At 43.9% G+C, this 12273-nt stretch carries 7 protein-coding genes; 4 read left to right on the top strand and 3 right to left on the bottom strand.

What is annotated here, in order from left to right; all coding sequences use genetic code 11:
- The first annotated feature begins 66 nt into the window (after positions 1–66).
- The 4 genes from HUW51_RS13460 (at position 67) to HUW51_RS13475 (ending at position 5859) form a co-directional block, all read left to right on the top strand.
- Positions 67–441 (top strand): DUF3140 domain-containing protein, encoded by a 375-nt coding sequence (locus tag HUW51_RS13460; RefSeq protein WP_185270161.1) that lies wholly within the window; start codon positions 67–69, stop codon positions 439–441.
- A 187-nt stretch (positions 442–628) separates the two neighbouring features.
- On the top strand, positions 629–3124 hold the full coding sequence (locus HUW51_RS13465; protein WP_185270162.1) for a PIG-L family deacetylase: 2496 nt from the start codon (positions 629–631) through the stop codon (positions 3122–3124).
- A 237-nt stretch (positions 3125–3361) separates the two neighbouring features.
- Positions 3362–5071 (top strand): sodium:solute symporter family transporter, encoded by a 1710-nt coding sequence (locus tag HUW51_RS13470; protein ID WP_185270163.1) that lies wholly within the window; start codon positions 3362–3364, stop codon positions 5069–5071.
- 59 nt (positions 5072–5130) lie between these two features.
- Positions 5131–5859 carry an SDR family NAD(P)-dependent oxidoreductase gene (locus tag HUW51_RS13475; protein ID WP_185270164.1) on the top strand — a complete coding sequence of 243 codons (729 nt, stop codon included), beginning with the start codon at positions 5131–5133 and terminating at the stop codon, positions 5857–5859.
- 124 nt (positions 5860–5983) lie between these two features.
- On the opposite strand, the gene HUW51_RS13480 is transcribed toward HUW51_RS13475, so the two are convergent.
- The 3 genes from HUW51_RS13480 to HUW51_RS13490 all read right to left on the bottom strand — a co-directional run bounded on the left by HUW51_RS13480 (position 5984) and on the right by HUW51_RS13490 (position 12270).
- Complete coding sequence (locus tag HUW51_RS13480) at positions 5984–7462, bottom strand: SusD/RagB family nutrient-binding outer membrane lipoprotein (RefSeq protein WP_185270165.1); 1479 nt, start codon at positions 7460–7462, stop codon at positions 5984–5986.
- A gap of 15 nt (positions 7463–7477) precedes the next feature.
- Entirely contained in the window at positions 7478–10603 is a 3126-nt protein-coding gene (locus tag HUW51_RS13485; protein WP_185270166.1) for a SusC/RagA family TonB-linked outer membrane protein, read from the bottom strand.
- Between the two features lie 236 nt (positions 10604–10839).
- On the bottom strand, positions 10840–12270 hold the full coding sequence (locus tag HUW51_RS13490) for a SusD/RagB family nutrient-binding outer membrane lipoprotein (protein ID WP_185270167.1): 1431 nt from the start codon (positions 12268–12270) through the stop codon (positions 10840–10842).
- Positions 12271–12273: the final 3 nt, after the last annotated feature.

Here is a 12273-nt window from a genome sequence, read left to right on the forward strand (position 1 = left end):
AGAGAAAAATAGCTTTTGCTAATTAATCGGATTGTATTCTTTTACCCACACTAAACTTAAGGTTGTATGTTACATCTACTCAAACTTTCTAAAACGGTTGTTAAAACAAAAGATCAGATCTACGCGGAGTTCCGGGATTTAATAAATATGGGGTCGGGCGAACTAGGGAAATTTCTTTACTCCAAAGAATCTAAATTAGTAGATGCCGAGCCGATGGAATCAGACATTTCTGCCCGAAAAGCAGGCGATCGCACCATTAAAATCTTACGCAAAAAGCGGATTGAGTTAACAAAAGGCAATTTCGAGCACATGGAACGCGTAATTGCTTATATACCGAAAAAATTAGCCGAACGTCCGGAAGGGGATATTACCGATTCTATCTGGCGTTACACCTTAATGAGTTGGGGACACGATCCTTTAAAAGCGCCAAAAACAAAATAACATTACATGATATAAATTTTACTCAGAATGAAAGCCCGGCTTACCTCCGGGCTTTTTTCATGCCGGAGTGTTGCTACTTTTTCTTTTATTTAAGTAGATTTACGGGAACGGGCAATCCGAACGGCTTGCAGTAAAAGGCGTTTGGGCTAATTACCCGGAACAGATTTTCCTGTTTTTTTAAAATTCTATGTTTCAGCGGCATCACCTTCGATCTATTCTGAGTAGTTTTTTTCTGGTTTTTACTACCCCGTTTTTATGGGCCCAGGCTCCAACAACTTATACCGGCGCCGATATTCAGCAAGCTATTGCTAAGTTAAATGTAGTAGGTTCGGCGCTTTATGTAGCCGCCCACCCCGACGATGAAAATACCCGGCTGATTGCCTGGCTGGCCGACGAGAAATTATTGAATACCGGGTACTTATCGCTCACCCGCGGCGACGGCGGCCAAAACCTGATCGGGTCGGAGATCCGGGAGCAACTCGGGGTAATTCGCACGCAGGAATTGTTGCAGGCCCGGCGCATCGATGGGGGTAAACAGTTTTTTTCACGGGCCAACGATTTTGGCTTTTCGAAAGACTGGCAGGAAACCATGCGTATCTGGGATAAAGAACAGGTTTTATCCGATATGGTCTGGACTATCCGTAAGTTCCGGCCCGATGTACTCATTACCCGGTTTTCGCCGAAACCCGGTGGTACGCACGGCCATCATACTACTTCGGCTATTTTGGCGGTAGAAGCTTTTTCGGCAGCCGGCGATAAAAACCGTTTTCCGGAGCAATTAAAAACAGTGGAAGTGTGGCAGCCCAAACGCATTCTCTGGAACACCTCTACCTTCTTTTATGGTCAAAATCAAAAGTTCGACGAAACGGGTAAAGTAATCGTGGATGTGGGTGGTTATAATGCTGCTTTGGGTAAATCTTACGGCGAACTGTCTGCTTTGAGCCGCAGCATGCATAAAAGCCAGGGCTTTGGCAGCAGTGGTGCCCGCGGCAGCGAAAAAGAATATTTTGAAAATTTAAAAGGCGATAAAGCTACCAAAGATTTATTCGAAGGCATTGACCTGACCTGGAAACGGGTACCCGGCGGCGAAAAAATAAGCAAACAACTAACAAAAATTACCACTGGCTTTAACGCCGCCAAACCCGCCGCCAGCGTACCAGATTTATTAAGTTTGCGGCAAACTATGCAAGCTTTACCGGCCTCATACTACCGCGATTTAAAACTAACCGAACTGGATGTTATTATTAAAGCGTGTTTGGGTTTGTACTTAGAAGCTGTTGCCGCCGAACCTACCACCACACCCGGAGCCACGCTCCAATTAACGCTAGAAGGTATAAACCGCTCGGATATTCCGGTGCAGTGGCAAAAAATTAAAATTTTACCTGCTGGCAAAGACTCTACCTTAAATCTGAATTTAAGCAACAACCAGGATGTAATTTTAAAAAGTAAAATCACTATTCCGGCTAATACGCCTTACTCACAACCTTACTGGTTACAGAAACCCGGCACTACCGGGATGTTTACCGTAGAAGATACTAACTTAATCGGTCGTCCGGAAAACGCGCCGGCCGCTACGGTAGTTTGCGATTTAGTTATTGGCAAGCAACCTTTTACGTTTACCTTACCGGTAATTTACAAGCGCACAGATCCGGTTGCTGGTGAAGTTTACCGCCCGTTTGAGATTACTCCACCCGTATTTGTAAGCATCAGCGAAAAAGTTTTTGTATTTGCCGACGACCAGCCCAAGCCAATTACGGTAAGAGTTAAAGCGGGGCAGGCTGCAATTTCCGGCGAGGCTACTTTGGCGGTACCCGCGGGTTGGCGCGTAGAACCCGCCCGCTTGCCGTTTAAGCTCGCGCAAAAAGGCGAAGAAGTAAACTTTACCTTTACCGTATACCCCAGCAAAAACCAAAGCGACGGCGAAATAAGGGCAACGGCTCTGGTGGATGGCAAAACCTACCAGCAGAGTTTAGTGCAGATTAACTACGCCCACATTCCGGCGCAAACCATTTTGCCTGTAGCTTCGGCAAGGGTTACCAAGTTAGATTTAAAAATAAAAGGCCGGCAAATTGCCTACCTCATGGGCGCCGGCGACGAGGTGGCAACGAGTTTAGCCCAGATCGGCTACAGCGTAACCATGTTGCAGGATCGGGATATTAACGCGAAAGAATTGGTTAAGTACGATGCCGTCGTATTGGGCGTGCGGGCTTTTAACACCCAAGACCCTCTTAAATTTTTAAAAAACCAGTTAATGGAATACGTGAAAAATGGCGGCACGCTGATTGTGCAATACAACGTAAATAATGGTTTAGTAACGAATGAATTAGGGCCTTATCCTTTAACTTTATCCCGCGACCGGGTAAGCGACGAAAATGCGCCCGTTGAATTTTTAAATCAGCAGCACCCGGTATTAAATGCACCCAATAAAATCACCTCGAAAGATTTTGAAGGTTGGGTGCAGGAGCGGGGCTTGTATTTCGCCAATAGCTGGGATAAAAATTACGAGGCGATATTAACCGCCCACGATCCCGGAGAGCCCGACCAAAAAGGGGGACTGTTGGTTGCCCAATACGGGAAAGGATATTACGTGTATACTGGCTATGCCTGGTTTCGGCAACTACCCGCCGGCGTACCGGGTGCTTACCGTTTGTTCAGTAACCTGCTGTCCTTAGGTAAAAAGTAAAAATTTAAAAAACGCCTTTAAGGCAAAAGCAATATCCTTCTACTTTGTTCGTAGTAGTTATACTGCCTTTTATTTAGAATCAGATTCCAAACAAAAATACATGGCTGAACAATCGCCCGCAGAAAGTACCATTAACAAACCTCCTTTTTTTAAATCCTGGCGTGGAATGTACTGGCTGGTGGTGGCCGGGTTAGTTTTTCAAATTGTTTTGTTTTATTTCTTAACCGAATATTATAAATGAGTACTATTGACTGGATAGTACTTATCGGAACCCTGGCTTTTATTGTGATTTTTGGCGTCTGGAAAACCCGGCAAGCCGATAAAAACATGGAAGGCTATTTAAAAGGCGATAACACCGAGCGCTGGTGGATGATGGGGCTTTCTATTATGGCAACGCAGGCCAGCGCCATTACTTTTCTTTCTACGCCCGGCCAAGCCTACGAAGACGGCATGCGGTTTATTCAGTTTTACCTGGGTTTGCCCCTGGCCATGATTATTATTGCCGCTACCATAATCCCCAACTTTTACCGGCTAAAAGTTTATACCGCCTACGAATACCTCGAAAGCCGCTTTGATTTAAAATGCCGTTTGCTGGCTGCTTTCTTGTTTTTGGTGCAGCGGGGCTTATCCACGGGCATTACCATTTACGCGCCTTCTATTATTTTTTCTACTATCCTGGGCTGGAACTTACAAATGACCATTCTGGTAATGGGCGTGCTGGTTACTATTTACACGGTTTCGGGCGGTACCCGGGCGGTAAGTGTTACGCACCAGCAGCAAATGGCGATTATGTTGTGCGGCATGGTGCTGGCGGGCGTTACGGTCATGTACCTTTTGCCCGAAAATATTTCTTTCGGCAAGGCGGTGCAGGTAGCCGGCAAAATGGGTAAACTAAACCTGATTGATTTTAAACTGAATTGGGACGACCGTTATAATTTCTGGTCGGGGATGTTGGGTGGTTTGTTCGTGGCTTTATCGTACTTCGGAGCCGATCAGTCGCAGGTAGGGCGTTATTTATCGGGCGAGTCTATTGCACAGAGTCGTTTGAGTGTGTTGTTTAACGGTTTATTAAAAATTCCCATGCAGTTCCTGATTTTATTTATCGGGGTGTTGGTGTTTTTATTTTACCAGTTTCATCAGCCGCCGGTATTTTTTAATCAAGTAGAATTAAATAAAATAGAAGTCGCTGGGCAAGGACCTGCTTTAAAACAGTTAAAAGAAGAGTACACGGCTAATTTTAAAGAAAAACAGCAGCAGGTAAACCAATTAGTAACCGCTCTTGAAAAAGAAGACAACGCCCGGATTGCCGCTACCCAGCAAGCGCTGGCTACCACCGAAGCGAATGGCAAAGCCATTCGGGGCCAAGTAGGTAAATTACTGCAGCAAGTAGACCCAAAAGGAGAAACCCGCGATACAGATTATGTTTTTATCACCTTTATTATTACCTATCTGCCCCACGGTTTAATTGGGTTGTTAATTGCCGTTATTTTTAGCGCCGGCATGTCGTCTACGGCAGCGGGGCTGAATTCTTTAGGTTCTACTACCGTCATCGATTTTTACAAACGCACTATTAAACCGGAGGCTTCTTCGCGGCACTACGTTTTTATGTCCAAGATATTTACGGCGGCCTGGTCGGTGCTTGGGGTTTTGTTTGCGACTTTGGCTTCCCAACTGGAGAATTTAATTCAGGCGGTAAACTTATTGGGCTCTTACTTTTACGGGCCTATTCTGGGAATATTTATCGCGGCTTTTTACGTAAAGTATATAAAGTCTAATGCGGTTTTCTGGGGCGCTCTATTAGCCGAAGCGGGTGTTGTTATTATTTCTCTTACCAGCGATATGGCTTATTTGTGGTGGAACCCAATTGGTTGTGGCTTGGTGTTACTATTTGGGTTTATCATTCAGTTTTTCTTAAATCAACAAGCGGCCCGCGCGATAAAAATTTAAAAATTTCGGCGTTTACCCAGGCTGCTTGCGTATGTACCCCAAACATTTGCTTATTCTGTATGAACTACTACATAATCACAGGCACCAGTAAAGGCATTGGTAAAGCCCTGGCCGAAGCACTGCTGCAGAACGATCAAAATTACGTGTACGGTGTGTCGCGCAATTGTTCCATTACGCATCCGCGCTACCACCATCAGCCACTTAACTTATCGGATATTGTGGCTTTGGAAAATAACCTGCACAAAGTATTTCCGGTGTTAAAAGATGCCGAGAAAATAGTGTTGGTGAATAATGCCGGAGTAGTAGGAGAGGTGGCCTACATGGGCAGCCAATTAACCCACAATTTTGCCTACGTGTTCGACGTAAATGTAATGGCACCGGCTATTCTGACTAATACTTTTTTAAGCGCTTATCACTCCGAAGCCTGCCCCAAAATTATTCTGAATATTTCGTCGGGTGCTGGTAAGCGACCGGTAGATGGTTGGGCGGCTTATTGCGCTTCTAAAGCTGCTTTAGATATGCTCTCGTTAACGGTGCAGGAAGAACAAAAGCTGTTAAACAGCAATGTACGGGTTTTCTCTTTATCGCCGGGCGTAGTAGATACCGCCATGCAGGAACACCTGCGCCAAGCCGATGCCACCCAATTCAGCGAAGCCAAGCGCTTTCAGGAATTAAAAAACACGGGTCAATTATTGTCTCCTGAAGCAATAGCAACGAAAATAACTAAACTGCTGGATCACTATGAGGAGTTTCTGGAGGTAGTGTTCCGGATAGATGCGATTGAATAAAGAATCATCTTACAGAATAAACTTTTTGATAGCTACCACTTAAAAAGGTTTGAAATTGCACTACTATTTTATTAACAAAAAAGGCAGGTAATTTACCTGCCTTTTTTGTTAATAAAAGTTTTTACTATTGTTTATCCCACCAAACTGGTACTTGTAACGCTTGTAAAAAAGCCGCTGGTACTTCAGCTGGAATATTTTCCGGGTTATACGATCTTTCGGAAGAAGGATAAGGGAATCTAACCGGAATACTTTCAATTACCGGGCCTACTTCTAATTCGGTATCCGGATAGGTTTCGGTATTTAAAGGTAGGTTAGGGTAACCCGTTCTTCTAAAGTCGTTGTAAGACTCAAACTGCAGGTAATTAGCAATGTATTTTTCGGTCATTATTTGCTCATAAGCAGTTGCTGGCTGTAATACATTTGCTTCCTGGTAAGTAGCAATAGAAGCCGCACCAATGCCATACATGCTCATGGAAGCCGCAATACCTTCGTTATAAGCCGTAATTACGGCCGGAGTTACCGTATTTCCCGCTTTTAAAAATTCGGCTTCTGCCCGGATAAAAGGAACTTCAGCATACACTAACATGTATAAAGGCGCATCGGCTGCACTATAAAATTTACCAATAGCAGAATAGTTAGTAAGAGCCGTAGGAGTAGCATCGTTGGTAACTCCCACGTATTTACCTGCGTTAGCGCCGGCCGGAACCGGATCTACCTGGTATTCTAAGCGCGGATCATTTTTAGAATTTAATAAATCCAGGTAGAAAACAGAAGGTTTGTAAGCGGTGCTCCATTTGCCGTCGATGGTGTATTGGTACCAAGGGTTTTCAGCGTTAGGGGCATTAACGTAATTAAACTTCGGCATTTCGTTGTTGCTGGTTAAAGCACCGGCATTTAATGCTTGTAAGGCTAAGTCGGCCTGGGTAGCGGCATTATAACCGGGAGCATTAGATAAGCGCAGATAAAAACGAGCTTTTAAAGTTCGAGCCAGTTTTTGCCACATGGTCATGTCCCCGCCATAAATAAAGTCTTCGGCTCCGGGCTGAAGTCCGGTATCCTGGCCTGCTTCCGTAATTGCTTCATCCAATAACACCTGAATGCGCTTATAAATATCTTCCTGCTTATCGTAGGTAGGTTTGTTTACGCCTGCTTCTCCCTGAAATGCCTGGGATAAAGGGGCATCGCCAAAGGCATCTGTTACATAAGACATGTTCCAGGCCAGCATAATTTTAGCAATAGCGCTGTAAGCCGGGTTACCGTTCTGATTGGCTTTTGCAATAAGCTCGGTACTGGTTTTCATAATATCGGTGTAAGAAGAATACCGCCAGAAGTTATCGGTTTCGTTGGGCGTTAAACGGTACTGGCCTTCGTGCGGACCAGTACCTGCATAAGCAATGTATTTAGTCCAGTTGGCAGAAATACGCACCGGAAAACCGCCCGCCACTTCGTACGAAAACGTACTCAAAATAGCTGGCAACATTAATTTTTCGGTTACCTCTTTTGGGGCATTGGGGTCGTAGTTAATGTCTAAGTAGTTCTCACAACTATAAAAAGTAGAAGAAAATACCGTTATAAATAGAAATAAATATATTTTTCTTTTCATGATGTACTCAGGTGATTAAAATGAAATGTTTACCCCAAAAGTGTAGCCTTTTGTAGAAGGAGTTACCGCGTGGTAGAAGCCTTGTGCATTGGTATTTCCTAACAAATTACCTTCGGGATCGCCGTAGCTGAAATCGGTTTTGCGCCACAGGTTACGGCCGGTAGCCGAGAAGCTAAGCCCTTGGAAAGGAGTTTTAGCTAATAATGATTGCGGCAAGGCATAGCTTAAAGTAACTTCTCTTAGTTTAATAAAGCTGCCATCTTCCACAAAATTCTCATCAATAGAGGAGTACCAGTTTAAGAAGTAATCCTGATCCCGTAGAACCGGGGTAGTGTTCGGCGAGCCATCTTCTTTCACGCCATCATACACGATGGTGGTATTTCTTTGCTCGGTAACTTTAGCGGTACCATAGAACGTAGAATAGAATAAGTCCATGTTCATGATATCGCCACCTTTACGGGCATCAAACAGCACCGATAAAGATAAACCTTTGTAGGTAAAGGTGTTTCTTAAACCACCTGCCCATTTGGGAGTAGCATTACCAATGGGGCCTAATTCATCGGCTAACATGGGTAATCCATCGTCATCAATTACTAGTTTGCCATCTTCGTTGCGTTTAAAACCTTGTCCCCAGATAACGCCATAGCCATAGTTTCTATCAGCCCGGATTTGTGGCGATTCAAAACCACCCAGGAAAATATTATCTACCCCTTCGGCAATGGATTTAAGTTTATACCGGTTTTTACCGTAGTTAAATTGAATATCCCAGGTAAAATCTTTTACTGTAATTGGGGTAGCCAAAACAGTTAATTCAATACCCCGGTTCTGGATTTCACCAGCGTTAATTACCCGGCTCACAAAACCTGTAGAAGAACTAATCTCTTGTTCTAAAATCTGAGATTTACTTACCTTGTCATACAAAGAAACATCTACCCCTAACCGATTTTTTAAAAATTTCAAATCGGCGCCAATTTCTTTCTCGGTTACAATTTCCGGAATTAATCGGTTATTGGTTAATAAGGTATTGGTCTGGAAAGCATTTACACCTTGGTACGGGAAGAGAATATTACCTCTTTGGCCGTCGCCCGGATTTGCTTGCAGGTAAGTCTGGTTGGTTAGGTATTCTTCTGCATCGTTACCGGCCTGGGCGTAAGATACCCGCAATTTACCGTAAGGGAAGTAAGTGTTATTAGCCAAACCAAGAACTTCGGTGAAAACAAAACCTACTGAAACAGATGGATAGAAATAAGAGTTTCTGCCGGCTGGTAAAGTAGAAGACCAGTCGTTACGGGCAGTTAAATTTAAAAATAAATAATTTTTGTAATCTAATGTAGCGCTACCATAAAGACCGATCAATCTTCTTTCAGAATCAGTTTGGAAAGGTTTGTTTGATTCGGTATTGGTTATATCGTAGAAACCGGGTTGCCCTAAGTTAAAACCTTGCATGGTCCGGTTGGTGTACTTCCGTTGATTGATGTTATGCCCGATTAAGGCGTTTAATACCCAATCATCGCCAAAGTTTTTGTTGGCGGTTAAAACGAGGTCGTTATTAACCTGGGTTCTTTTAATCAACGACTCGTACATCCGGCCGTTAGGTACCGAAATAGTACCAATATTTACGTGTTCGCGTTGGTTTTCGGTGTAAGTATCTAAACCAACCCGGTTGGTAAGTTTTAACCAGGGTAAAATCTCTAAAGTAGCTTCGTTGGTAGCAATAATCCGGTCTACAGTAGTAGGCATGGTAGAATTGCGGGTAAGCCAAAACGGATTGTTGAAACCAGTTTCGTTCGTCCAGCTCCGGTTGCCAGCTTCGTCGTAAGCGGCTTTATTGTCAAAGCTGATAGGCGCAAAATTTAAAGAGTAAAGGTACGATCTTTTGGTATTTCCCTCGGGCATTCTTTGGTTATCGGAATTAATGTAGTTTACCGAAGTACTTACATTAAACTTTTCGCTTACCTGCGATGTAAAGTTGGCTTTTAAGCTATTGCGGGTAAAAGTGTTATTAGGCACAATACCCTGCTGATTTAAGTTAGAGTAAGTTAATATGTAAGTAGATTTTTCGCCACCTCCGCTTAAGGATATAGAGTTATTCCATACCCGGCCAGTCCGGTAAAAATCTTTTCTCGGGTCAAAAACACGGGGCATGCCAATAGAATCAATCACAGCTTGGTCAACGGAATCGCGGTGAGGGCCCCAACTGGTTGTTCCTTGTGTAGCGCCATTCGGCGTTTGTGCATAGCCACCCTCACCTAAAGGCAAACCATTCCGGTACATACCATTCAATCCTTGTAAATATTTATTTTGATAACCCTTGGTAATGGCATCATCAAAAGCTACGTTCGAGGAGATATCAACCCGGGGATACTTCCGGTTAGCCTGTTTTTGCCCTTTTTTAGTGGTAATTAAAATAACACCAAAGGCGCCTCTCGAACCATACAAAGCAGTAGCAGAAGCACCTTTTAAAACGGTTACGTTTTCGATAATGTTAGGGTCAATGTCGATACCGCGGTTGCCGGCATAGCCACTAAATAAAGCGCTTTCGGTGGCTTCGCCAATACCCCGGTTGGTACTGTTATCAATCGGAATACCATCTACCACAAAAAGCGGTTGGTTGTTACCGGTTAAAGAGGTATTTCCTCTGATTACAATCCGGGAAGAAGATCCTGCCTGACCGCCAGAGTTGTTAATCTGTACCCCGGCTACTTTACCCGCCAGTGCGTTTACAATGTTAGGCTCCCGGGAAGTTAAGATTTGCTCCGGGGCAACATTCTGTGCCGCATAGCCCAAAGTTCTTTTTTCCCGTTCTACCCCCAAAGCAGTTACTACCACCTCATTTAACTGTGTTACGTCGGTAGCTAAGTTTACATCAATAGTGTTGGAGTTGCCAATGGGGCGCTCTGTGGTTGTGTAACCAATAAAGCTGAAAACTAAAGTGGTACCGCTGGCCGGAACCGTTAAGCTATAGTTTCCATCGGCATTCGTAGCGGTACCAACCTGGGTGCCCTTTACTACAACCGTTACGCCCGGAAGTCCCTGGCTCGTAGAGCCATCGGTCACTTTGCCGGTGATTGTCCTGTCTTGCGCCATAACCTGCTGGAAAAAGGCCACAAGAAGAAGACTAAGTGATAAAAATCTTTTCATTTGTGATAATTTGTGATTAAAATAATTTTATGGTACAATTTACTTAAAACTGGCCGAAAACAAAAGATTTTAGATTTGTATCTTTGTTTTGGAGGCACGCGTGTTCTGATTTGAGTAGTTTACTATGTACGTAAGGTTTTGTTGCTATTACGTTTAAATTCAGTAAATTAGTGTAATATTTTTAAAAAAAAAGGCGAACCATGGTTCGCCTTTTCTACTCGATAGGTTTGTGTGATTTATAACTTATCCCAGAATATACGGGAGGTTACTACATCGCCGCCCATCGCCGAAGCTGCAGCTGCGTAATTAGTAGTATTTAAGTTTGCTTCCGTAGTTGGGTAAGGTAAGCGTAATGGAATTTCGGAAATAGCAGCTGCTGGTTTTACCAGGTTAGGAGCATCTAATCTTCTCCATTCGGTCCAGGCCTGAGTAGGCTGGCTGTATAAAGCTATCCATTTTTGAGTACCGATTTTCTGTTTCCAGTCGCCGGCAGCGGTATTGTAAGCCACCGCTGATTTTTCTAAATAAGTAGCTGCATCAGCTGCAGAACCACCCCATTCAGTGATTGAAGCAGTAACAGCAGCATTATAATGTGCTTCTGCTGTTCCAGCCACGGCAAAGCCTCTTTCTACTGCTTCTGCTAACAGAAACTCCACTTCAGAGTAAGTTAATAACATACCTGGTAAAGTAGGATTTTCCAAGGCTGCACCAGGGGTAGAGTTGTTGGTTGCGCTATTAGGAGTACCGGCAGTTCCGCCTTTAAAGTTAGAGCTACCAGCTACCGGCTTAAAGTAAATAGGTAATCTTGGGTCGTTGGTAGCCAGCATAGGGTCGATTAAGGTGCTAGCGCCCACAAAGTCAGACCGGCCACTTTGCACCAATGACTCATACAACTGGTTGCGGTTTGGCAAGGCAGATAAGTAAGTAATCTTGGCATTTTCCGCATTGGAAGTAATTACATTAGGCGCTGCTGCTTCTACCATTGTTTTAGCTTTAGCCGCATCTACATCGGCTAAAGTCATGCCTAAGCGTAACTTCAATGAGTTGGCAAACTTTAGCCAGTTTGCTACGTTGCCGTTGTAGTACAAATCACCGGTGCCTAAACCACTTGCAGATGCATCAAACATGCCGATGGCTTTATCTAGACGAGTGGTTAAATCCGCGAAAATAGCGGCATCGTCGTCAAATTTAGGCAAAACGTTATCTGCGTTTAAAGCTTCGGTGTAAGGAATATCACCAAAAGTGTTTACCAACACCGACCAAGCGTAAACTTCCAGTACTTCAATGGCCGCCAGTTGATTCGCTTTTACTTTTGGATCTAAAACGGCATCTGCTGTTACCAGTTTTTTACCTTCATTTAAATCGCTTAATACGTCCCGGTACAACGGATCCCAGAAGAACCGGTTGATAGACCGGGTTTCGATTACAAACTGGCTTTCGTCGGGGTAGGTAGTTGCTGCCCAATGTTGCACATAAAACCGGAATGGGTTAATGTTATAATCAGGTGTATTAATGGTATTGGCTAATACCCGCTGGGCGTTGCTTACTAAACTAACGGCAGGTACCGTAGTGGCAGCTTTTGGGTTTAAATTATCATAATCATCCAAATCTTTGCATGATGTGGCGAACATCATAGCCGGGATGCATAATAAAAGTATTTTTTTCATTTT

It is taken from the genome of Adhaeribacter swui, assembly GCF_014217805.1.
Lineage (GTDB): Bacteria > Bacteroidota > Bacteroidia > Cytophagales > Hymenobacteraceae > Adhaeribacter > Adhaeribacter swui.

What these genes read in the sequence shown, in the direction of transcription:
- HUW51_RS13460 (WP_185270161.1), top strand. Translation starts at nt 67, where the DNA reads ATGTTACATCTACTCAAACTTTCTAAAACGGTTGTTAAAACAAAAGAT.
- HUW51_RS13465 (WP_185270162.1), top strand. Translation starts at nt 629, where the DNA reads ATGTTTCAGCGGCATCACCTTCGATCTATTCTGAGTAGTTTTTTTCTG.
- HUW51_RS13470 (WP_185270163.1), top strand. Translation starts at nt 3,362, where the DNA reads ATGAGTACTATTGACTGGATAGTACTTATCGGAACCCTGGCTTTTATT.
- HUW51_RS13475 (WP_185270164.1), top strand. Translation starts at nt 5,131, where the DNA reads ATGAACTACTACATAATCACAGGCACCAGTAAAGGCATTGGTAAAGCC.
- HUW51_RS13480 (WP_185270165.1), bottom strand. Translation starts at nt 7,462, where the DNA reads ATGAAAAGAAAAATATATTTATTTCTATTTATAACGGTATTTTCTTCT.
- HUW51_RS13485 (WP_185270166.1), bottom strand. Translation starts at nt 10,603, where the DNA reads ATGAAAAGATTTTTATCACTTAGTCTTCTTCTTGTGGCCTTTTTCCAG.
- HUW51_RS13490 (WP_185270167.1), bottom strand. Translation starts at nt 12,270, where the DNA reads ATGAAAAAAATACTTTTATTATGCATCCCGGCTATGATGTTCGCCACA.